Origin of the sequence: Haloarcula pellucida, assembly GCF_014647235.1 — an archaeon.
GTDB lineage: Archaea > Halobacteriota > Halobacteria > Halobacteriales > Haloarculaceae > Haloarcula > Haloarcula pellucida.
In genome coordinates this window covers 423,592-443,474 of sequence record NZ_BMOU01000001.1, presented here as the reverse complement: position 1 = coordinate 443,474, position 19,883 = coordinate 423,592, and the positions used below count along the sequence as shown (strand labels likewise).

The following is a 19,883-nucleotide window of genomic DNA, read 5'->3' as shown; positions in this document are numbered from 1 at the left end:
ACGACTCCGTGACGCTTCGTAATACCGTCGCCTACGTCGTCGACGAAGCCAAGACGGCGGTCACCGACGGCCCGGTCGAACTCCACTTCGTCGATATCGCCAGCACCCGATCGGTCGACCCGGACGCCCCCGAAGAACTCGCCGAAGCCTCCGAACTGCTCGAGCGAGTCGAGCTGTGGGTCGAAGAGGACCTCGGCGAGGACCCGCCGGCGGGTATCAGCGTCGAGACGGCGGTGCTGGGTGCCGACCGCTATCTCTTCAGTCCCGGCGACTACGCGGACGCGATCCTCGAATACGCCGCCGACGTTGGAGTCGACCGGATCGTCCTCGACCCGGAGTACAGCCCCGGTGGCGCGACGCCGATGTTGCGACCGCTGCAACTCGAACTGACACGTGGCGACGTCGACGTAGCGGAGGCACCCGTCGAGCGACGGACCGAGACGACGGTCCTCACGCGGGCCGCCTCGCTCCCGAAGTACGTCACCGTCTTCGGCGCGTCGTACCTGTTCTATATGTTGCTGAGCGCGTGGAAGCCGCTCGATTTCCTCACCGGCTTCCTCACCGCGACGCTCGCGGCGGTGCTGTTGGCACCCGTCGCCTTTAGCCAACAGCCGTCCGTCGTCCGCGTCGGGAAGCAACTCGCTCGGATGCTGCTGTTCGTCCCGTACCTGCTCAAGGAGATCGCCGTCGCGAACCTCCAGATCGCCTACGTCGTGCTCCACCCGAGCCTGCCCATCGACCCGGAGATCGTCGAACTGCGGGCGGCGGTATGGGGTGACGCCCCGGTGACGACGCTGGCAAACAGCATCACGCTCACGCCGGGGACACTGACGGTGAGCGTCTCCGACCGCGCGTTCGACATCCACTCGCTGACCGCCGGGTCCCGCGAGGACCTGTTCGGAGGCAGCTTAGAGCGGGCGGTCAGGTTCGTCTTCTACGGCCGCGAAGCCGCCGCCATCGCGTCGCCCCGCGAACGCGGGGACGGCGGGGAGGGACAGGATGGTTGAGCTTTCGACGGCCCTGCTGGCCATCGCGGCCGCGTTCGTCGTCTTCGCCCTCGTGGCGCTGTACCGCGTCTTCGTCGGCCCGACCATCCACGACCGAGTCATCGCGGTCAACGTCATGGGGACCAACACCGTCATCGCCATCGCACTGGTCGCGGCGGCGTTCGACCAGTCGGTGTTCTTAGACGTGGCCCTGGTGTACGCCCTGCTGAACTTCCTGCTCTCGATAGCGTTCTCGAAGTTCAACGTCGAGCACGGGGGTGTGCTATGACGCCGGTCGAGTGGGGCATCGTCGCCCTCGCGCTCCTCGGCGCGTTCTTCGGCGGGGTCGCAGCGATGGGCATCTTCCGGTTGCCGGACGTCTACACTCGCGCACACGCGGCGTCGAAAAGCGACACGCTGGGTGCCGTCCTCACCGTCGGCGCCGCCGCGCTGGCCCTCCAGTCGGGCATCTCGACGGCGAAGGCCGTCTTCCTCCTCGTATTCATGTTCCTCACGAACCCGACGGCCGCCCACGCGATCGCCCGGGCGGCCCAGGACCAGGGTATCGAACCGTGGACGCTCGACGACGAGGAGGGAGAGACATGACCCTGACCCTCCTCGAAGGCGCACTGCTCCTGTTCGTCCTGGGGTGTGCGCTCGGGGCTGCCCTGCTCCGTGATACGCTGGCGTCGGTGATGTCCTTTGCCGCCTACAGCCTCGGGGTCTCCATCCTCTGGCTCATCCTACAGGCGCCCGACGTGGGCCTGACCGAGGCCGCAGTCGGGGCCGGCATCATGACCATCCTGTTGCTCGTGGCACTTGCAAACACCGTCACGCCGAACGCAGACCGTCTGCTCGAATCCATAAACCCCCGGACGCTGGTACTCGTCGGTGGGTTCGTCCTCGTGATGGGGGCAACAGTGCCCGCGCTGCCGGCCATCGGCGACCCGACGGCGCCCGTCGTCGGCGGCGAGGTCACCCAGTACTATCTCGACAACGCCTACAAACAGACCGACGTGAAAAACGCCGTCACCGCCGTGCTGGCGGCCTACCGCGGGTTCGACACGCTCGGCGAGGCCGTCGTCGTGTTCGCGGCCGGCGTCGCCGCGCTGTCGGTGCTGCGCCGGGAGGTGTTCGCATGAGCGTCGACGACCAACCCGGCCTCTACGTCGAGAGCACCATCATCATGACGACGGTACGCGTCGTCGCGCCGTTCGTCCTCACGTTCGCGCTGTTCATCATGTTCCACGGCGCGGACTCCCCGGGCGGCGGGTTTCAGGGCGGCGTCATCGCCGGGTCCGTCGTGATGATGCTCGCGTTCGCCTACGGTATCGAATCCACGCGACAGTGGCTGGACGTGCGCGTCGTCGTCGCACTCGCGGCCGGGGGCGTCCTCACCTTCGCCAGTATCGGCCTCGGCACCATCGTACTGGGCGGGCAGTTCCTCCAGTACACCGAGTACGAGGTGTTCCTCTCGCACGCGAGCAAGTACGGTATCGAACTGGTCGAACTGGGCATCGGCGGCATCGTCGCCAGCGTCGCCATCGGCCTGTTCTTCCTGCTCGCGGCCGGGTTCGGACACGTCGTCGACGAGGAGGGTGAAGCATGACGCCGTTACAACTGGACCTGCTGACGACGCACTACAACTACTACGCCGTCGTCCTGCTGTTAGGCATCGGTCTGTACATGCTGGTGGAGTCGGCGAACCTCGTGAAGAAGGTCATCGGGATGAACGTCTTCCAGACGGGCATCTTCCTGTTCTTCATCACGCTGGCCTACCGCACCGGCGGGAACCCGCCGGTCATCACCGACGGCGGCGGCCCCTACGTCAGTCCGCTGCCGCACGTCCTCATCCTGACGGCCATCGTCGTCGGCGTGAGTCTGACGGCGGTAGCGCTCGCGCTCATCGTTCGCATCTACTCGGAGTACGGGACGCTGGACGAAGAGACACTGGAGCAACTCTACTATGATTGAGCATCTCCCCGTCCTACTGGTCGTGTTGCCCATCGTCGGCGGGACCGTCCCGCTGGTAGCTAGCCTGTTTACCGACCGCGCCGGATGGCTCGTCGCGACGGTGACGGTCCTCGTCCACGCGGCGCTGGCCGGACTGCTCGGCTGGACCGTCTGGACCGAGGGGAGCGTCTCCTACGCCGTCGGCGGGTTCGCCGCACCGTACGGCATCGAGTTGGTCGTCGACGGCCTCTCTGCGTCAGTCGTCGTCCTGATAAGTGCCGTCGCGCTGGGCGTCCTCGCCTACGCACGCCACGCCGGCCCGCACTCGAACGCCTTCTACAGCCAGTTCCTCCTGTTGGTCACTGGCCTCACGGGGATGACCGTCACCGGCGACGTGTTCAACCTCTACGTCTTCCTCGAAATCACCGGGCTGGCGGCCTATGGCCTCGTCGCCAGCGGCCGCGAGGCGAGTTCGGCCGTCGCCGCGCTGAAGTATCTCATCATCGGAACGGTGGGCGCGTCGCTGTACCTGCTGGGCGTCGGCTACGCGCTGGCGGCCACCGGGACGCTGAACATGGCCGACCTCGCGGACAAACTGGCGACGGCGACCGGCGGCTACGACTCGACGCTCGTCCTGACGGCGTTCGGCCTGATGGTCGGCGGCCTCACGGTGAAGGTGGCGCTGTTTCCCCTACACACGTGGCAACCGGACGCCTACGCGAACGCGCCCGACAGCGTCAGCGCGTTCATCTCCGCGCTCGTCTCGACGGTGTCGGCGTACGCGCTCGCTCGCCTGCTGTTCTCGGTGTTCACCGTCGACTTCCTCGAAGCGGTGCCCGGTGCCCGCTGGGCACTGCTGGCGCTTGCCTCGGTGAGTATCGTCGCCGGAAGCGCGCTCGCCGTCTCACAGACCAACGTCCAGCGGATGCTCGCGTACTCCTCTGTCTCGCAGTTCGGCCTCGTAATCGCCGGGTTCACCATCGCGACGCCCATCGCCGTCGTCGGCGCGACGGTCCACCTGCTGGGCCACGCCGTCATGAAGGGTGGCCTGTTCGCCGCCAGCGGTATTATAGAGCGTGAAACGGGTGCGACCACGATCGGCGGGTACGCCGGCATGGCCGCACGGACGCCCGTCGCCGCCGGTGCCTTCGCCGTCCTCGCACTGGCGATGGTCGGCGTCCCGCCGGCCGTCGGGTTCCTCGGGAAGTGGTACATCGTCGTCGGTGCCGTGGAAGCCGGCCTCTGGCCCGTCGTCGCCGTCCTGCTTGCGAGTACGCTGCTGACGCTGGCGTACTTCGCCCGACTGGTCGAACGGCTCTACTTCGCCGAACCGACCATCCGCGAGGACGCCGCCGTCGCCGACGGCGGTGAGGGGACCGACGGTTCCCGATCCTCGTCTGGCTATCGGCCAGACGGCGGCGCGAGCGTCTCGACGGGGATGATCGCCGTCGTCGTCCTCGCGGCCGTCCTCGCGGTGGCGCTCACCGCCGCCGTCCCCGCGCTCGAACAGTTGCTCGAACAGACGCTCCCCCCACTTCTGAACCAATGACAGACGTCGCATCCATCCGACCGCTGCTCGCAGTACTCGTGTCGGCCGTTGCCATCCCGATCATCCTCTCGCTGAAGGGGCGACCGAACGTCCGCGAAGGCGTCACGCTCACCGTCGCCGCGGCGAAGTTCGCCATCGTTGCGAGCATGGTTCCGGGCGTGCTCTCGGGGACGGTGTACGTCTTCTCCTTCGGTCAGTTCGCCACCGGCATCCAACTGGCCCTGCGCGCGGACCCGCTGGGCATCCTCTTTGCCGCGCTGGCGAGTCTGCTGTGGATCGTCACCAGTTTCTACTCCATCGGCTACATGCGCGGGCTCGACGAACACGCCCAGACCCGGTACTTCGCCTCGTTCGCCGCGAGTCTGGCGTCCGCGGTGGGCGTCGCCTTCTCGGCGAACCTCCTGACGCTGTTCGTCTTCTACGAACTGCTGACGGTGTCGACGTACCCGCTGGTCACCCACGACGAGACCGACGAGGCCCGCGCGGCCGGCCGGAAGTACCTCGCGTACACCTTCGGCGGCGGCGTCGCCGTCCTCGGTGGCACGGTGCTCGTGTTCTTCCTGACGGGGACGACGGCGTTCACGCCCGGCGGCATCGAGGCGCTTGCGACGGCCGACCCGACGCTGGCCCGTGCGGCGTTCGCGCTGCTGGCCGCCGGGTTCGGCGTGAAGGCGGCGCTGATGCCCGTCCACTCGTGGCTCCCGGACGCGATGGTCGCGCCGACGCCCGTCTCGGGCCTGCTCCACGCCGTCGCCGTCGTCAAGAGCGGCGTGTTCGGCATCGCTCGCGTGGTCCTCGACGTGTACGGAACGGGGACGATGGAGCAACTCGGCGTCGGCCTGCCGCTCGCCGCACTCGCGGCGTTCACGCTCCTGACCGCGAGCGTCATCGCGCTCCGACAGGACAACCTCAAGCGGCGGCTGGCGTACTCGACGATTAGCCAGCTCTCGTACATCGTGCTGGGACTCGCTCTGCTCGAAGGGCAAGCGCTCGTCGGCGGGTTGCTCCACATCCCCGCCCACGCGTTCATGAAGCTCACGCTGTTCTTCTGTGCGGGCGCGATCCACGTCGAGACCCACACCGACGACATCAGTGACATGGCCGGCATCGGCAGACGGATGCCGCTGACGATGGCCGCCTTCGGCGTCGCGGCCGCCGGCATGGCCGGCATTCCACTGGTCGCCGGGTTCGTCAGCAAGTGGTACCTCGTCATCGGCGCACTGGAGGGCGGGGACCTCGTCTTCGCCGCCGCGCTGCTCGTCTCGGGCGTGCTCAACATCGCGTACTTCTGGCCTATCGTCTATCAGGCCTACTTCGAGTCGCCCGAGAGCCACGACGAGAAACCGCTCGTCGAAGCCGTCCTCGGCGGTCGCTCGGTTCGAGCGGACGGCGGTGACGCCGAGACCGTCGACCCGGCGACCGAGGAAGCGGCGGCCGGAGACGACGAGGTCCCAGAACCCCAACACGTCGACCACCTCGGGAAACACCGTGAGAACGTCGAACACCACGGCGGGCCGCCGGCCAGTGGCTGGGACCAACGCAACTGGCGCGGCGCCGAGAGCACGTGGTTCATGCTCGGCCCCATTCTGACGGCGGCGACGCTCTCGCTGTTGCTCGGGGTCGTCCCACGGGGCGTCGTGTTCCTGCGAATCGTCGAGACTGTCGTCGGGAATCTGCCGGGGGTGGTGCTCTGATGGCCGAGTTCCTGACGCTCGTCCCGCCGGTCGCCGTCCTGCTCCCCGTGGCGATACTCGTCGCGCTGTTGCCGCGCCGGAGCGGGCACGCCCTCGGAGCGCTCGTGCCCACGCTCGCGGTGGGCTGGGTCTGGTTCGTGCCGACCGGCGCGCACTTCCAGACGACGTTCCTCGGGTTCGAAGCAGTCCTGTTCAACGTTGACGACTTCTCGCGGCTGATGGGGCTCATCTTCGGCCTCATCGCCGCCGTCGCGGTGCTGTACTCCTACGCCAGCGACGCCGACACCACGCAGACCGGCTTCGCCCTCTCGTACGTCGCGACCAGCTTCGGGGCCGTCTTCGCCGGTGACTGGCTCTCGATGCTGTTCTTCTGGGAACTGATGGCCGTCACCAGCACGCTGCTGGTGTGGCACTACGGCGGGAAGGCCGTCAGAGCGGGCTTTCGCTACGCGCTGCTCCACGGCATCGGCGGGACGCTCCTGATGGCCGCGATTCTCCAGACGTACGTGGCGAAGGGGACGTTCCTGTTCGCGTCGGTCCCGAACGGCCCCGAGACGGCCGGCATCACGGCGGGCCTTCCCGCGGCGCTCGCGGCAATCGGCATCGGCGTCAACGTCGGCTTCATCGGCCTGCACGCGTGGCTCCCCGACACCTACCCGCGGCCCCACGTCGCCGCGAGCGTCTTCCTCTGCGTGTTCACGACCAAGACCGGCGTCTACGGGATGTATCGTGCCTTCCCAGAGGGGAACGTCGCCATCGCGTACATGGGCGGCGGCATGGCCGTCTTCGGCGCGATGTTCGCGCTGTTCCAGAACGACATGCGCCGCCTGCTGTCCTATCACATCCAGTCACAGGTCGGGTACATGATCGCCGGCGTCGGCATCGGCGGTGCGCTCGGACAGGCGGGCGCGTTCGCCCACGTGTTCAACCACATCCTCTATAAGGGCCTGCTGTTCATGACCGCCGGCGTCGTCATCTACCGCACCGGCGAGCAGAGCCTGAAGAAACTCGGCGGCCTCTGGCGGGAGATGCCGATCACCGCGGGAGCCTTCTCCGTCGCAGCGCTCTCTATCGCCGGGTTCCCGTACTTCAACGGCTTCGTCAGCAAGGGCATCGTCATCTCGGCGAGCCACTACCACTTCTCGAAGGGGCCGCTGCCCATCGGCGAGTTCTACACGCTCGAGTGGCTGCTCCTGCTCGGCGGCGTCGGCACGTTCATGTCGTTCATCAAGTTCGGCTACTACGCCTTCTTCCACGGCGAGTACGAGGGCAGCGTCCCCGACGCCAACCGCCTGCAGAGCGTCGCCATGCTGACCGTCGCGGCGCTGTGTGTCTTCTACGGCGTCTTCGACCACGCGCTGTTCAGCCTCCTGCCCTTCGACGTGACCGACGGCGACGTGGTCTCGCACGTCTACGAGACCTACACTATCCCCCACGTCGTCGAAGGGGTTGCCCTCGCCGTCCTCGGACTGCTCGGCTTCGCGGTGACGAAGAAACCCCTCTCGAAACTCGGCCGTGTACCCGACGTCGACTCGCTGTACAATCCCGCGGTGTTCTACGGCACGCGTGCGTTGGTCGTCGGCGTCACGGAACTGTACGCCGCGGTCGACCGGGCCGTCGTCGGCGCGACTCGCGTACTCACCGCCGCAGTCACCGACCCGAACGCGCTCTACGGCCGGGTCGTCGGTGTCGACGAGGACGACCCAGCCTACCCGCTTCGGGCCGGTATCGGATTCAGTATCCTCGTACTTGCGGTCTTCGTCACAGTTGCGTTGCTGCTGTTGCCCTGATAGCTACGGGTATTTTCACAGTGGATAATTGGTGCCGTCCATTTATATGCATACGCGCTGTTTACCGGCTAAGGACACTTCGGGACGAGCAGCGCCTCGTCGTTCCCTGTTCGTCTCGAACGTGTCGGACACAAGATTAACCATGGACATCAAACGATTCTTCGACGACGACGGCGCCGTCTCGCCGGTCATCGGCGTCATCCTGATGGTCGCCATCACAGTCATCCTCGCAGCGGTCATTGCAACGTTCGTGCTCGGTCTGGGTGACCAGGTCAGCAACACCGCGCCGCAGGCGAGTTTCAGCTTCGACTACACAGCAGATGATGGGACGAATACTGGCGAATTGACGATCACGCACGATGGTGGAGATACAATTACGGCAGGCAATCTCAAAGTTTCGACAGCCGGTACGAGTTTCACTCCAGACGGGTCGAGCACTGGAACTAGCGCTACGTGGGATCAATTCACTAACGGCGGCAATACTAACTCCGACGTGACTGCTGGGTCAACGGTTACCGCTGCAGAAGAGACAGGTAGTGGTGACGGCTCCGAAGAATTCGCTGGCGCGAAATTCCGAGTCGTATTCACCAGCGCCGAGGGCAGCAACTCCGCGACGCTCGCTAAATGGAGCGGTCCGGACGCTTAAACACGTAGCCGTCTTTCTTTCGGGACGGAGCGCGCACGGCTAGCGGACCGCACCGATTATTACTATCGACTCGCATCACTACGACACATGATTCAGGCCGGGCGGAGGGGCGTGACCCGTTCATGAGCCAGCAGGCACAGGCCCGCCCGGCCGACGACTCGACGGACGCGCTCTCGAAGGGCGAGATTTTCGACGTGCTCCAGAACGAGCGCCGACGGTACGTCCTGCAGTACCTCCGGGAGAACGGCGGGCCCGTAACGCTGGGCGACCTCGCCTCGCACGTCGCATCGCGGGAGTACGAGTGCGAGTCGGTCGACGTCTCCAGCGCACAGCGCAAGCGCGTCTACACGACGCTCCAGCAGACCCATCTGCCGCGCATGGACGAGACGGGCATCGTCGAGTACGACGCGGACAGCGGCATCATCGCGACGACGCCACAGACGAACGAACTGACGGTGTATCTCGAAATCGTCCCCGGCAGCGAGTTCCCGTGGCGAGAGTACTACCTCTCGTTCGGTGCGATCAGTCTCGCCGTCGTCGTGATCCTGTGGGTCGGCGTCTACCCCTTCACGCTGTTGCCGCCGCTCGTGTGGGCGACGGTGATGGCCGTCGTCCTGACTGGCTCCGCGCTGTATCACACCGTGCTGGGTCGCGAGATGACGCTGACCGAGTTCGTCGACGACGAGGACATGTGACGACGGCCAGTATTCACGAGCAATAATCGGCGGTCGCTCGGACGGTTTTATCTACGCCGCTGTCGAGCCCGGTTTTGTGGTTTACAGGTGGGTCTTGAGGGGTTTCAGGCCGTCCTTGAAGGTCTAAAACGTGGTGTGGGTATAAGTACACCCACCCCATGGGGATGAGACAGCACACCTTCACGAGCGATACTCCCTCACGTGGTGGGGTTAAGAACGGATTATCGCTCGGGAAACGACACACTGCGGTGTGCGCGGATACATACACATGGATCTGAAACAACTGATCAACGACGACGACGCTGTCTCGCCCGTCATCGGGGTCATCCTGATGGTGGCTATCACGGTCATCCTCGCGGCGGTCATCGCGTCGTTCGTCCTCGGACTCGGCGACCAGGCACAGCAGACGACACCACAGGCGAGTTTCGCCTTCGACTACGACGGTGATGCAAACACCTACAGTGGTACTGGCGGTGTCCTAACCGTCACACATGACGGTGGAGATACCATCCAAGGCAACAGTCTATACCTCAGAGGAAGCGGATGGATAAGCGCCAATACTGGGGGCCCCAGAGTCTATTTACAAGATGGTAACGAAACGCAAAATTGGAATGATGCAGAAGGGACGACCGAAGTCTCGGCAGGTAGCAGTATCACGTCGGCCCTGAACAACGATTACGAGGTTCGTGTGGTCTATGAACCACCAGAAGGAGACCAGTCCGCAACGCTCGCGGAAGACAGCGGCCCGCAGGCGTAACTAACTCGCTTCCCTTTCTCGTATTTTTTCAGCCCGGTAGCGACGGCCACGCCGCGATGCTTTTATCTACACTTCTTCAGAGCTACGTAACGATGGATTACGCGCGCGCCGTCGTGTTGGGGGTGGCGAGCGTCGTCGTCGTTACTGCGCTCGTCTCGGGACCGCTGGTCCCCGGCGTCTCGCTGACACAGGAACGAGACGTCGCGTACGGAACGGGGAACGTGACAGTCGCGGAGGTGCAGTTTCCCGACCGGGTGACCATAGAGCGCGCCTCGTTCGGACAGGACGGGTACTATCTCACCGTCCCGCCAGCGACGGTTCGCTTCTCGACGCTTTCGGGGTCACCGACGATGGTGTACCGGTTGGCCATCGACGAACTCGGCTACACCCGGTCGACCGTCCACTTCCTCAGCGAGTCGGTCGGGGAGCGCTACGAGGCGACGATACAGTCCGACAGTTTCGACGAGAACGAACTCACGAACGAGACGTACCACGGTACGGTCGGCGTCGTCGTCGAGGACTCCCGTAGCCGTCGGGTCGTAGCCGAACGGGCCGTCACCGTCGAGGTGGTCGGATGAGCGCAGACACGGTACAGAACCGGCGCTTCCACGCCGACGTGCGGTCGTCGGCGTGGGTGACGCTCCGGTCGGTCCTGTTCGGGGACCGAATCGGCCTGTGTCTCTTCCTCGCGAGCCTCTGTCTGTTCGCCCTGTTCTGGCGGACCACCGTCTTCATCACCGACACCTACACGCTCGCGAACGGGCTGTACAGTCTCTCGAACGGGAACGTCTTCCTGACCGAGGCTGTGTACGGACCGGGGCTGAACACGCCGGGGGCCGAGGAGTACGGCGGGTCCGTGATCGCACGCAACTACGGGGTACTCGTGCTCTCGCTGCCGTTCCTCTGGGGTCTCGAAGCACTCGACGCCGTCGCCGACCTCCGCATCGCGCTCGTGGCGCTCTGGTCGCTGGTGCTGTTGGCACTCATCGTGCAGGTGGGCCGTCTCACAGAGCGCCGCGAGGTCACGGCTGGCGGCGCCGTGGCGGTCCTCTGTCTGTTCGTGTCGAACGTCGCCATCGCCCGGCCGATGGACCCCGCTCCCCACCTCCACGCCCTCCAGTTGTTCCACATGGCCGTCGCTGCGTTCGCACCCGTGCTGCTGTATCGACTGGTCGCGCGGCTACACACCGTTCGAACTGGCTCACTGGCGGCGGTCCTGTTCGTGTTCGGGACCCCGCTCGCGTTCTGGGCGGCGATCCCGAAGCGCCACGTCGTCACCGCGACTGTCGTCCTCGGTGTCGCGTACGCACTCTATCGGAGTCGAACAGCCGCCGACGGCGTGCTTGTGTCCCGCCCACTGGCGTTTCGATCACTCTCGTACGCTCTCGTGGGCCTCTACGCGTGGGTTCACGCGCCGGAAGCCCTCCTCTTTGGCGTCGTCCTCGCGGTCATCGACGTACCGACTGCGGCGGACAATCGCCCGCGGACGCTGGTGGTGCTCGCAACGGCGTTCGCGCTGTCGCTCGTCCCGCTTATCGTGACGAACACACTCGTCACCGGGTCGCCACTTCGCCCGCCGCGACTGATTGCGGCGGCAGGCGAAAGCGGAGCGAGAACCGTAGGGAGTATCGCCACCAGTGGCGGGTCCGGACGCGGCGGTGCAGTACTCTCTCCGCCCGTCGTCGGGCTACTGGAGGCAGGTGCCACTCCCCTCGTCGTCCTGTTCCGAGAGTTGTTGGTCGGGGCCAGAGCGCTCGTCACCGACCCCATAGACGTATCGCGGACGTTCGTTCGCTCCGGGACGTTCACGACGAGTCTCAATCAGTCCGACGGCGAAGCAGTCAACCTCTCGTTGCTGGAGTCCGCGCCGCTGTTGGCGGGCGTAGCCGCCGTCGTCCCCGTGCTTCAGACGTGGTCCCGACCCAAGTCGCTGACCGGGCGAACGCTGTCGGCGGCTCGCGTGACCGACGTCTACGTTACGCTCACCGCCGTTTGCGTCGCGCTCTTGTACACGAGTCGACTCCCGATTCACGCACAGGTGACCGTCAGGTACCTGTTCCCCCTGTTCCCGCTGGGCGTCTATCTCCTCGTCCGGTTGCCGACGGTCCGGCGTGTACTGGACGCCCACTGGCGGGCGTTCTGCTGGACGCTGGCAGCCGGGATACTGCTCGGCGGGCAGTTGGTCGTCGTCGCCGTCGCCGTCGGCGTGAACGGTATCGGAGCGGCGTTCCAGTTGCACGCCCTCCTCTCGCTGTCGACGGCACTCGCACTCTCGGCGTGGGCACTCACGGGTCGCACCGAGCGATGGAGTGGGCGTATCGGAGCCGTGCTGCTCGGACTCGCCACGAGTTCGGCAGCGCTGTTCAGCATCCTGGCCGCGGTGGAGTACTACGCGCTCGGCGATACACACGCGCTCCCGATGGTTCGTGCCCTCGGTGAACTGCTTCGACTCGTCTAAGTCGTTGACGACGAATTTTTGTACGGCCTCGCAGTACCGCCAGCATGGACCTGCTAAAGAAGTCGCTCCTCGACGCGCCGATCATCGAAAAGGACGGCTATCACTACTTCGTCCACCCCATCAGTGACGGCGTCCCGATGCTGCGCCCGGAACTCCTCCGCGAAATCGTCATCAAGATCATCCGGAAAGCGGAACTGGAGAACGTCGACAAGATCGTCACGCCCGCGGCGATGGGAATCCACCTCTCGACGGCCGTCTCCCTGATGACCGACATCCCCCTCGTCGTCGTCCGCAAGCGCCAGTACGGGCTCGACGGCGAAGTCGCGCTCTCTCAGGTTACGGGCTACTCCGAGAACGAGATGTACGTCAACGACGTCTACGAGGGCGACCGCGTGCTGGTGCTCGACGACGTCCTCTCGACGGGCGGTACGCTCGCGGCCCTGACCGGTGCGCTCGAAGACATCGGCGCCGACATCCGCGACATCGTCTGTGTCATCAAGAAAGCCGACGGCGAGAACCGACTCGACGAGGCCGGCTACAGCGCGAAGACGCTCATCAACGTCCGCGTGGAGGACGGCGAAGTCGTCATCGTCGACGAGTACGGCGACGGGTAGTCCCGCGGTTTTGCAGTCCGTCACGCGGGTACCGGTTCGGTTGCCCGTGGCATAGTTCGAATCTACGCGAACGGTTCGTGGCTCACGGACTTGTGTGCGATAGAATATAGCAGAGAGAGTTCGAACTGCGAGAACACCCTCGCCATCGCTCGTCTCGTTCGAACTCTATGTGCCGTACACACGCACTAACGTCTCGTCACGTGGACGACGCTTCGGGGCGTAGTTCGCTGAGAAGTAGCGGGAGGTAGATTTGAACTACCGATCTGCGGGTTATGAGCCCGCCGGAATCTCCTGGCTATCCCATCCCGCTACCTGTTCATACCCGAGCCCCCTCATTAAGGGTTGTGATTCGAGTGCCGTCCGTGAATTAGTGACGCGCTACGTGGCCCCGTCGCGGTGGACCTGCCACGTGAACAGACTCTCGAAGACGTAGTTGACGACCATCGCGATGGCGATGGCGATTGGACTCGCAGCGATGAACCAGAGGTCCGTTTCGAAGACGACGAGTTCGATGGCGAGGTACTGTGTCAGGACCCAGTAGACGAGTAGCTGGATCGTAACCCCACCTGACCGGACGATGTGGGACTTCACCAGTCGCTTCAGGAACGGGCCACGGCCGGTGGCACCCATCGTCGAGAACGTCCAGTGTTCGTTGACGAGAAACATCACCAGAATCGCCGTCTCGATACCGGCCGCCTTCGCCCAGAGGTCGGGCACGTCGAAGACGAGGCCGAGGATGGCCAGTACGGTGTTGTCGCTGATCGCACCGACGACGCCGACGGAGAGGAACTGTCCGAAGCGGACGCCGGAGACGAGCGACTCGAAGCGGTCGGGCAGGAAGTGCCGGAGACGGTCACTCGGTCCGCTCATCGGTCACGTTCGACGAGCGCCGTCGGGTCCTCCCGACGTGCGGCGATAGCGGTGTGAAAGCGGTCGTCGCTGAGCTGTTTCGCCCGGTGACGAGCGGCCAGCAGCGCCCGGAAGAGGGCAACAGAGTCCCTGACCGGCGAGACGGTCGACCCCGGTCTGTCCTCCCACGCTATCGGCACCTCGACGACGCGGAGGTCGAGCGCCCCCGCCATGGCCACCAGTTCGACGTCCCACGCGAACCCGGGTTCGTAGATGTGACTCCGGACCTGCCCCCAAGCGTCGGCGTCGATGGCCTTCGCGCCGCATTGATAATCGTACAGCGAGACGTCGAGCAGTCGGCCGGCCAGCCACGCGAACGCGTCGCCGAGGAACCGCCGGGCGAACGTCTGGTGGCTGGCGACCGCGGCGTCGGGGTGCCGGCGGGACCCGACCGCGAGGTCGGCGCCTCCGTCGACGACCGGCGACACCACTTCGGCGAGCGAGTCGACGGGCGTGGACCCGTCCGCGTCGGCGAACACGAGCACGTCCGTCGAGAGCGTCTCGAACCCGGCGGTGATAGCGGCGCCCTTCCCCCGGCGGTACGGCACCGTCTCGATGCGCGCCGGCAGGTCGGCCAGTCGCTCGGGCACGTCACGCTTCGGGGCGTCGAGTTCGACCACGATGGTCTCCGGGTCGAGATACTCGTCGATAGCGGTGACGTACGTCCGCAACTGGGCGACGTCTGGGCGGTACGCCGGGACGACGATACCGACGGAACGCGACATCGTGCTAGCTTCCTCCGTGGGTGAGTAAAAACAGTTCGAAGACGCACGACACGGTACAAAACAGGGGCGGGCGGTGCAAAAGACGTATAGGCCCGCGTCGCACTCTCTCGGGTGATGGAGTACGGCCTCGTCGTCCTCTGGCTTGCGCTCTACCTGTTGCTCTGTTACGTCGGCGCGACGGTCGCCGCCGCCCTGTTCCCGCGATTCGCGAATCGCGGCGTCGCCTTCGGTATCCCGGTGGCGCTTTCGACACTGTGGCTCGTCACCTACTTCGTCGGCCGCCTCTCGCTGACCGCCGGCATCTACCTCGGCCTTCTCGTCCTCGTCGCCGCCGCGGTGGTCGCCGCCGTCCGGGGCGTCACCGTCGACGGGCGCGCGTACGCGGAGGTGGCCGGCGTGTTCACCCTCGCGTTTTGCGTTTTGATCGCCGTCAGAGCCCTCGACCCGGCCATCGTCCCCATCGGCGGCGAGAAGTTCCTCGACTACGGCCTGCTGAAATCGCTGCTGCGGGCCGACACGCTCCCGCCCGAAGACATGTGGTTCGCCGGCGAACCGGTCGCGTACTACTACGGCGGCCACCTGCTTGCGGCCATCCTCACGCGTCTCACCGGGACGGCCGGCCAGTACGCCTACAACCTCGCGCTCGCGGGGTTCTACGCGACGCTGGTGACAGCCACCTACGGGCTTGCGGGCGCCATCGCCGCCGACAGAGGCGTCCCGAGACGGGTGGCCGCGGGACTCGCCGCCTTTTTCGTTGGTATCGCCAGCAACCTCTCGACGCCGATGCGCCTCCTCATCTGGCTTCTGCCGGACGGCGCCGGGCAGTGGGTGGCCGGTGCCGCCGGATACGAAGTGGAGGGACTGGCGACGAGCCCCGACCGTTTCAGTTACTGGGACGCCAGCCGCGTCATCACCGACGACGCCGGTGACTTCGTGACCTACGAGCCCAGCGCGGCCTTCGTCATCGACGAGTTCCCACTGTTCGCGTGGCTCAACGGCGACATGCACGCCCACATGATGAGCACGGGCTTCCTGCTGTTGGCGGCCGCGCTGTGTTTCAGCTACTACCAGACGCCGGCCGTCGAGTGGCGCCGCCGACTGGCACTCCTGTTCGGCGCGCTCCCGGCCCTCGCTGGCCTGATGGCCGTGACGAACACGTGGTCGTTCCCCTCGGTCGCCGGCCTCGCGATGCTGACCGTCGTCCTCGCCCCGTCGGACCCGACGACGCTGTTGCCAAACGGCGTCAGCCAGCGACTCCGGACGACCGGCCTGACACACGAGGCGGTGCGCGTCGGCGTCGCACTTGCCGTCGCCGTCGCCATCGTCCTCGTCGGCTTGCTGTGGTCGCTCCCGTTCTGGCTGGGCGCGGCGAGCGGCCGCGAGGTAGCCGTCCTCCCGGACCGCTCGTCGCTCTTGGAACTGCTCTCGGTCCACGGCATCTTCCTCCTCCCGTTCGGACTCTACCTCTACGCGCAGGCCGGGCGGGCGCTCGGCACGGACCGGGCGCGGGCAGTCGGCGCGGCGACGGTGGGCGTCGTCTTCCTCGGCGCGACGGTCGACCTCGCCGCGGTCGGGCTACTCGTCCCGCTCGTCGCCGGCGCGTGGCTATTCGCCCGGTCGCCGTCGCTGAGTCGGTCGCTGGAGTCGGTGCCCGCGCTCACCGACGGCGGCGACCGCACCGTCGACTTCGAAGTCGTCCTGATTCTGGCCGGTGCCGGCCTCGTCTTGCTCGTGGAGTTCGTCTTCGTGAAGGAGAACATCGGCCGGATGAACACCGTGTTCAAGACGTACATGCAGGTGTGGGTGCTCTGGGCGGCCGCCGTCGGCCCCGTATTGGCGTGGCTCCTCACCCGCTGGCGGCCCGACGGGGAGACGCGCCGAGCGGCGACGACGACCGGCGTTCGCGCGTTCGTCGCCCTGCTCGTCCTCTCGACGTCGGTGTACGGCGCGTTCGCGCTCTCGAACCACGTCGACGCGGCCGGTGAGCCGACGCTGAACGGAACCGCCTACCTCGACCGCGAGCATCCGCGAGAGGCCGAGGCCATCCGGTGGCTGGACCGGACCGTCGAGGGGCGACCGACCATCGTCACCGCCGCGCCCGCCGGCTACCGGTGGAACCCCGACGAGGGGAAAGGCTCCAGCGCCCCGGCGAGTCTGACCGGCCTGCCGACGGTCGCTGGCTGGTACCACGAGGCCCAGTACCGCAACGACACGGTGTATCAGACGCGCGTCGAGGACGTCCGGACGATATACACCGGGAGCGCCAGCGACCAGATAGCGCTCCTCCGGCAGTACGACGTTCGGTACGTCTACGTCGGGCCGGCAGAGCGCGCCCGCTACGGCGAGATAACGGTCGACCACGTCTCGGGCGTGACGGCGGTAAAACGGACCGACGGCGTGGTGGTCTACCGCGTCCACCAGAAACAGCTCTGAGAATCGGCCGTCCGAGTCTAGGCTTCGGCGTTCGATGCCCCGCGTTCGCGGAGGACGGTCACGGCTTCGGCCTCGACGTCGTCGGTGTCGAGGTGGTTCGGGATGTAGTCCTGTCGTTTGAACGTCTCTTCTTCGTCTTCCTGCCCGATAGTACACCAGAGCTGCGGCCGGTCCGGCCCGTGCCAGTCACCCTGTCGAGCGACGGCGAACACCTCGTACTCGTCGCCGTCGTACTCGATGCGGCCGCCCTTCCGGAGGCCGGGATCCCCGTGGATGATGAGCTTCTTCATACCAGTGGCTTCGAAAACGGCGTACTTAGTGACTTCGAAGGCGAGCGAGAGAACGGTCACCACACGATGCGGGGACGGCGACGCGACTCCGAACCAAACGGGTTTTAAGCGGCCACACCAAATCGCTCCGTAAGGTCGATATCTATGGAGATGCCGCGACGCTTCAATACGTACTGTCCGCACTGTAACGAGCACAACGAACACGAGGTCGAGAAGGTCCGTTCCGGCCGCGAGACCGGAATGAAGTGGATCGACCGCCAGCGCAAGCGCAACTCCGGTATCGGGAACGACGGGAAGTTCTCGAAGGTCCCGGGTGGGGACAAGCCCACCAAGAAGACGGACCTCAAGTACCGCTGTGGCGAGTGTGGCAAGGCCCACCTCCGCGAGGGATGGCGCGCCGGCCGACTGGAGTTCCAGGAGTAATCATGGCTGGAAGCTTCGTCACCGTCGCCTGTCCGGACTGCGAGAACGAACAGACCCTCTTCGAGAAGGCGTCGAGCGAGGTCTCGTGTGCCGTCTGTGGCCACACCCTCGCCCGTCCCACCGGTGGGAAAGCCGCCATCGAAGGCGAAGTGACCGACGTCGTCGAGGCCCGATAGGATGAAATACAGCGGCTGGCCCGAACCGAGCGAACTCGTCGTCGGCAAGGTCGACGAGATCGAGGACTTCGGCGTGTTCGTCGACCTCGAAGAGTACGAGGGCAAGCGTGGCCTCTGTCACATCTCCGAGGTCGCCAGCGGATGGATCAAGAACGTCCGCGACCACGTCAACGAGGGTCAGACGGTCGTCGCCAAGGTGTTAGACGTCGACGAGGAGTCCCAGCAGATAGACCTCTCGATCAAGGACGTCAACGACCACCAGCGCAAAGAGAAGATTCAGGAGTGGAAAAACGAGCAGAAGGCCGACAACTGGATGGAACTGGCCTTCGGCGAGGACCTGGACGACGAGACCTACGGCGCTATCGCGAACGCGCTGTTGGCCGAATTCGGCTCGCTGTACGACGGGTTCGAGGCCGCCGCCATCCACGGCGCCGACGCCCTCGACGAGACCGACCTCGACGAGGACGAAGTCGAAGCCATCGTCCAGACGGCCCGGAACAACGTCTCGGTGCCCTACGTCAACGTCACGGGCTACGTCGACCTCGAGTGCCCGACCCACGACGGCGTCGACGTCATCAAGGAGGCGCTGAAAGCGGCCGAAGGGAACGGCGAGGTACCCGAAGAGATTCAACTCGAAGTCACCTACGTCGGGTCGCCCGAGTACCGCATTCAGGTGCAGGCGCCCGACTACAAGACGGCCGAGGGCGAACTCGAAGAGAGCGCCGCCCGCGCGAAGGCCGTCGTCGAAGAGCACGGTGGGACCGGCGAGTACCACCGCGAGCGGACCGAAGACGACGAGTAGCGATGAAGTCTGACATCCGGGTATGTTCGGCGTGGGACGCCGAACACGACGGCCCGGTGTACACCCTCTCCGATTCCTGTCCCGAGTGTGGTGCCGACGCCGTCAACAGCGCTCCGGCGCCGTTCGACCCGACGGACCCCCACGGCGAGTATCGACGTTCACTTAAGCGCCGCAACCGCACGTAGGCGGTATGGACGAATTCGACATCGAAGTACTCGCCGACCCGGACCTGGAGGACCCCGTCCTCGTCGAGGGACTCCCCGGTGTCGGGCACGTCGGAAAACTCGCCGCCGAGCACCTGCTGGAGGAACTGGAGAGCGAACTCGTCCGGCGCGTCTACTCGACGCACTTCCCGCCGCAGGTCAGCATCGACGACCGGACGGCTCAGTTGGCGTGTGCCGAGTTCCACGCCGTCACGCCCGAGGAGGGACGGGACATGCTCGTCCTCTCGGGCGACCATCAGGCACAGGACAGCGAGGGTCACTACGGCCTGACCGACGCGTTCCTCGACGTCGGCGAGGACTTCGGCGTCGGTGAAGTGTTCGCGCTGGGCGGCGTCCCCACCGGCGAACTCATCGAGGAGTACGACGTGCTGGGTGCGACGACCACCGACGAGTTCGCCGACACGCTCGAAGACTCGGGCGTCGTCTTCCGCGAGGACGAACCCGCCGGCGGCATCGTCGGCGTCTCCGGTCTGTTGCTGGGCCTCGGTGGCCGACGTGACATCACGGCGGCCTGTCTCATGGGCGAGACGTCCGGCTATCTGGTCGACCCCAAGAGCGCACAGGCCGTCCTCGAAATCTTACAGGACGTCGTCGGCTTCGACGTGGACTACGAGTCCCTAGAGGAGCGTGCCGACGAGATGGAAGAAGTCGTCCGGAAGATTCAGGAGATGGAACAACAGAACGCGCCGTCGCCGGCCGACGAGGATCTGCGGTACATCGGGTAACAGCGAGAATTTCTTATTTCGGCGGCGCCAACGG

Annotated in this window: 24 protein-coding genes and 1 tRNA gene; 21 read left to right on the top strand and 4 right to left on the bottom strand. The window is 65.7% G+C overall.

The window, feature by feature from the left end; translation table 11 throughout:
- Positions 1–8 precede the first annotated feature (8 nt).
- From IEY28_RS02435 to hpt, 15 genes are all read left to right on the top strand, one after another.
- Complete coding sequence (locus IEY28_RS02435; protein WP_229783082.1) at positions 9–1,007, top strand: monovalent cation/H+ antiporter subunit E; 999 nt, start codon at positions 9–11, stop codon at positions 1,005–1,007.
- Complete coding sequence (locus IEY28_RS02430; protein WP_166969240.1) at positions 1,000–1,275, top strand: cation:proton antiporter; 276 nt, start codon at positions 1,000–1,002, stop codon at positions 1,273–1,275. The genes IEY28_RS02435 and IEY28_RS02430 overlap by 8 nt, the downstream gene beginning before the upstream one ends.
- Positions 1,272–1,592 (top strand): monovalent cation/H(+) antiporter subunit G, encoded by a 321-nt coding sequence (mnhG, locus tag IEY28_RS02425; protein ID WP_188994213.1) that lies wholly within the window; start codon positions 1,272–1,274, stop codon positions 1,590–1,592. The genes IEY28_RS02430 and mnhG overlap by 4 nt, the downstream gene beginning before the upstream one ends.
- The gene (locus IEY28_RS02420) at positions 1,589–2,128 is read left to right on the top strand and encodes a DUF4040 domain-containing protein (RefSeq protein WP_188994211.1); all 540 of its coding nucleotides are present in this window, start codon (positions 1,589–1,591) and stop codon (positions 2,126–2,128) included. Before mnhG ends, IEY28_RS02420 begins: the two co-directional genes overlap by 4 nt.
- Positions 2,125–2,595, top strand: a complete 471-nt coding sequence (locus IEY28_RS02415; RefSeq protein ID WP_188994209.1) for a Na(+)/H(+) antiporter subunit B — start codon at positions 2,125–2,127, stop codon at positions 2,593–2,595. Before IEY28_RS02420 ends, IEY28_RS02415 begins: the two co-directional genes overlap by 4 nt.
- The gene (locus IEY28_RS02410) at positions 2,592–2,960 is read left to right on the top strand and encodes a cation:proton antiporter subunit C (RefSeq protein ID WP_188994207.1); all 369 of its coding nucleotides are present in this window, start codon (positions 2,592–2,594) and stop codon (positions 2,958–2,960) included. The genes IEY28_RS02415 and IEY28_RS02410 overlap by 4 nt, the downstream gene beginning before the upstream one ends.
- Positions 2,953–4,488 carry a monovalent cation/H+ antiporter subunit D family protein gene (locus IEY28_RS02405; protein WP_188994205.1) on the top strand — a complete coding sequence of 512 codons (1,536 nt, stop codon included), beginning with the start codon at positions 2,953–2,955 and terminating at the stop codon, positions 4,486–4,488. The genes IEY28_RS02410 and IEY28_RS02405 overlap by 8 nt, the downstream gene beginning before the upstream one ends.
- A complete protein-coding gene (locus tag IEY28_RS02400) occupies positions 4,485–6,182 on the top strand; it encodes a cation:proton antiporter (protein ID WP_188994203.1) in 1,698 nt (565 codons plus the stop codon). Before IEY28_RS02405 ends, IEY28_RS02400 begins: the two co-directional genes overlap by 4 nt.
- Positions 6,182–7,972 (top strand): Na(+)/H(+) antiporter subunit D, encoded by a 1,791-nt coding sequence (locus IEY28_RS02395; protein ID WP_188994201.1) that lies wholly within the window; start codon positions 6,182–6,184, stop codon positions 7,970–7,972. Before IEY28_RS02400 ends, IEY28_RS02395 begins: the two co-directional genes overlap by 1 nt.
- A gap of 142 nt (positions 7,973–8,114) precedes the next feature.
- A complete protein-coding gene (locus tag IEY28_RS02390) occupies positions 8,115–8,618 on the top strand; it encodes a type IV pilin domain-containing protein (RefSeq protein ID WP_188994198.1) in 504 nt (167 codons plus the stop codon).
- Between the two features lie 122 nt (positions 8,619–8,740).
- Positions 8,741–9,313 (top strand): DUF7344 domain-containing protein, encoded by a 573-nt coding sequence (locus IEY28_RS02385; RefSeq protein ID WP_188994196.1) that lies wholly within the window; start codon positions 8,741–8,743, stop codon positions 9,311–9,313.
- Between the two features lie 268 nt (positions 9,314–9,581).
- Positions 9,582–10,070 (top strand): type IV pilin domain-containing protein, encoded by a 489-nt coding sequence (locus IEY28_RS02380; protein WP_188995672.1) that lies wholly within the window; start codon positions 9,582–9,584, stop codon positions 10,068–10,070.
- A 92-nt stretch (positions 10,071–10,162) separates the two neighbouring features.
- The gene (locus IEY28_RS02375) at positions 10,163–10,648 is read left to right on the top strand and encodes a hypothetical protein (RefSeq protein WP_188994193.1); all 486 of its coding nucleotides are present in this window, start codon (positions 10,163–10,165) and stop codon (positions 10,646–10,648) included.
- On the top strand, positions 10,645–12,528 hold the full coding sequence (locus IEY28_RS02370) for a hypothetical protein (RefSeq protein ID WP_188994191.1): 1,884 nt from the start codon (positions 10,645–10,647) through the stop codon (positions 12,526–12,528). The genes IEY28_RS02375 and IEY28_RS02370 overlap by 4 nt, the downstream gene beginning before the upstream one ends.
- A gap of 44 nt (positions 12,529–12,572) precedes the next feature.
- The gene (hpt, locus tag IEY28_RS02365; RefSeq protein ID WP_188994189.1) at positions 12,573–13,142 is read left to right on the top strand and encodes a hypoxanthine/guanine phosphoribosyltransferase; all 570 of its coding nucleotides are present in this window, start codon (positions 12,573–12,575) and stop codon (positions 13,140–13,142) included.
- A 235-nt stretch (positions 13,143–13,377) separates the two neighbouring features.
- Here hpt and IEY28_RS02360 read toward each other — a convergent pair.
- From IEY28_RS02360 to IEY28_RS02350, 3 genes are all read right to left on the bottom strand, one after another.
- A tRNA-Met gene (locus IEY28_RS02360) sits at positions 13,378–13,452 on the bottom strand.
- Between the two features lie 68 nt (positions 13,453–13,520).
- The gene (locus IEY28_RS02355; protein WP_188994186.1) at positions 13,521–14,012 is read right to left on the bottom strand and encodes a GtrA family protein; all 492 of its coding nucleotides are present in this window, start codon (positions 14,010–14,012) and stop codon (positions 13,521–13,523) included.
- Positions 14,009–14,776: a glycosyltransferase gene (locus IEY28_RS02350; protein ID WP_188994184.1), complete on the bottom strand. Its 768-nt coding sequence runs from the start codon at positions 14,774–14,776 to the stop codon at positions 14,009–14,011. Before IEY28_RS02350 ends, IEY28_RS02355 begins: the two co-directional genes overlap by 4 nt.
- A gap of 114 nt (positions 14,777–14,890) precedes the next feature.
- Between IEY28_RS02350 and IEY28_RS02345 the strand changes: the two genes are divergently transcribed.
- Complete coding sequence (locus tag IEY28_RS02345) at positions 14,891–17,209, top strand: DUF2298 domain-containing protein (RefSeq protein ID WP_188994181.1); 2,319 nt, start codon at positions 14,891–14,893, stop codon at positions 17,207–17,209.
- Positions 17,210–17,226: 17 nt separating this feature from the next.
- Here IEY28_RS02345 and IEY28_RS02340 read toward each other — a convergent pair whose 3' ends face one another.
- Positions 17,227–17,499 (bottom strand): HAH_0734 family protein, encoded by a 273-nt coding sequence (locus tag IEY28_RS02340; RefSeq protein ID WP_188994179.1) that lies wholly within the window; start codon positions 17,497–17,499, stop codon positions 17,227–17,229.
- Between the two features lie 144 nt (positions 17,500–17,643).
- Here IEY28_RS02340 and IEY28_RS02335 point away from each other — a divergent pair, with 144 nt between their 5' ends.
- From IEY28_RS02335 to IEY28_RS02315, 5 genes are read left to right on the top strand one after another with little or no spacing between them, the layout of a single operon-like run.
- Entirely contained in the window at positions 17,644–17,922 is a 279-nt protein-coding gene (locus IEY28_RS02335) for a 50S ribosomal protein L44e (RefSeq protein WP_166969205.1), read from the top strand.
- Between the two features lie 2 nt (positions 17,923–17,924).
- Positions 17,925–18,098, top strand: coding sequence for a 30S ribosomal protein S27e (locus IEY28_RS02330; protein WP_166969203.1), 174 nt, complete (start codon positions 17,925–17,927; stop codon positions 18,096–18,098).
- Between the two features lies 1 nt (position 18,099).
- Positions 18,100–18,900, top strand: coding sequence for a translation initiation factor IF-2 subunit alpha (locus IEY28_RS02325; RefSeq protein ID WP_166969201.1), 801 nt, complete (start codon positions 18,100–18,102; stop codon positions 18,898–18,900).
- 2 nt (positions 18,901–18,902) lie between these two features.
- Positions 18,903–19,085: an RNA-protein complex protein Nop10 gene (locus IEY28_RS02320; protein ID WP_166969199.1), complete on the top strand. Its 183-nt coding sequence runs from the start codon at positions 18,903–18,905 to the stop codon at positions 19,083–19,085.
- 5 nt (positions 19,086–19,090) lie between these two features.
- Positions 19,091–19,849 (top strand): proteasome assembly chaperone family protein, encoded by a 759-nt coding sequence (locus tag IEY28_RS02315; protein WP_188994177.1) that lies wholly within the window; start codon positions 19,091–19,093, stop codon positions 19,847–19,849.
- Positions 19,850–19,883: the final 34 nt, after the last annotated feature.

What these genes read in the sequence shown, in the direction of transcription:
- IEY28_RS02385 (WP_188994196.1), top strand. Translation starts at nt 8,741, where the DNA reads ATGAGCCAGCAGGCACAGGCCCGCCCGGCCGACGACTCGACGGACGCG.
- IEY28_RS02340 (WP_188994179.1), bottom strand. Translation starts at nt 17,499, where the DNA reads ATGAAGAAGCTCATCATCCACGGGGATCCCGGCCTCCGGAAGGGCGGC.
- IEY28_RS02315 (WP_188994177.1), top strand. Translation starts at nt 19,091, where the DNA reads ATGGACGAATTCGACATCGAAGTACTCGCCGACCCGGACCTGGAGGAC.
- IEY28_RS02370 (WP_188994191.1), top strand. Translation starts at nt 10,645, where the DNA reads ATGAGCGCAGACACGGTACAGAACCGGCGCTTCCACGCCGACGTGCGG.
- IEY28_RS02345 (WP_188994181.1), top strand. Translation starts at nt 14,891, where the DNA reads ATGGAGTACGGCCTCGTCGTCCTCTGGCTTGCGCTCTACCTGTTGCTC.
- IEY28_RS02400 (WP_188994203.1), top strand. Translation starts at nt 4,485, where the DNA reads ATGACAGACGTCGCATCCATCCGACCGCTGCTCGCAGTACTCGTGTCG.
- IEY28_RS02410 (WP_188994207.1), top strand. Translation starts at nt 2,592, where the DNA reads ATGACGCCGTTACAACTGGACCTGCTGACGACGCACTACAACTACTAC.
- IEY28_RS02420 (WP_188994211.1), top strand. Translation starts at nt 1,589, where the DNA reads ATGACCCTGACCCTCCTCGAAGGCGCACTGCTCCTGTTCGTCCTGGGG.
- IEY28_RS02355 (WP_188994186.1), bottom strand. Translation starts at nt 14,012, where the DNA reads ATGAGCGGACCGAGTGACCGTCTCCGGCACTTCCTGCCCGACCGCTTC.
- IEY28_RS02405 (WP_188994205.1), top strand. Translation starts at nt 2,953, where the DNA reads ATGATTGAGCATCTCCCCGTCCTACTGGTCGTGTTGCCCATCGTCGGC.
- IEY28_RS02330 (WP_166969203.1), top strand. Translation starts at nt 17,925, where the DNA reads ATGGCTGGAAGCTTCGTCACCGTCGCCTGTCCGGACTGCGAGAACGAA.
- IEY28_RS02380 (WP_188995672.1), top strand. Translation starts at nt 9,582, where the DNA reads ATGGATCTGAAACAACTGATCAACGACGACGACGCTGTCTCGCCCGTC.
- IEY28_RS02430 (WP_166969240.1), top strand. Translation starts at nt 1,000, where the DNA reads ATGGTTGAGCTTTCGACGGCCCTGCTGGCCATCGCGGCCGCGTTCGTC.
- hpt (WP_188994189.1), top strand. Translation starts at nt 12,573, where the DNA reads ATGGACCTGCTAAAGAAGTCGCTCCTCGACGCGCCGATCATCGAAAAG.
- IEY28_RS02350 (WP_188994184.1), bottom strand. Translation starts at nt 14,776, where the DNA reads ATGTCGCGTTCCGTCGGTATCGTCGTCCCGGCGTACCGCCCAGACGTC.
- IEY28_RS02325 (WP_166969201.1), top strand. Translation starts at nt 18,100, where the DNA reads ATGAAATACAGCGGCTGGCCCGAACCGAGCGAACTCGTCGTCGGCAAG.
- IEY28_RS02415 (WP_188994209.1), top strand. Translation starts at nt 2,125, where the DNA reads ATGAGCGTCGACGACCAACCCGGCCTCTACGTCGAGAGCACCATCATC.
- IEY28_RS02335 (WP_166969205.1), top strand. Translation starts at nt 17,644, where the DNA reads ATGGAGATGCCGCGACGCTTCAATACGTACTGTCCGCACTGTAACGAG.
- mnhG (WP_188994213.1), top strand. Translation starts at nt 1,272, where the DNA reads ATGACGCCGGTCGAGTGGGGCATCGTCGCCCTCGCGCTCCTCGGCGCG.
- IEY28_RS02320 (WP_166969199.1), top strand. Translation starts at nt 18,903, where the DNA reads ATGAAGTCTGACATCCGGGTATGTTCGGCGTGGGACGCCGAACACGAC.
- IEY28_RS02390 (WP_188994198.1), top strand. Translation starts at nt 8,115, where the DNA reads ATGGACATCAAACGATTCTTCGACGACGACGGCGCCGTCTCGCCGGTC.
- IEY28_RS02375 (WP_188994193.1), top strand. Translation starts at nt 10,163, where the DNA reads ATGGATTACGCGCGCGCCGTCGTGTTGGGGGTGGCGAGCGTCGTCGTC.
- IEY28_RS02395 (WP_188994201.1), top strand. Translation starts at nt 6,182, where the DNA reads ATGGCCGAGTTCCTGACGCTCGTCCCGCCGGTCGCCGTCCTGCTCCCC.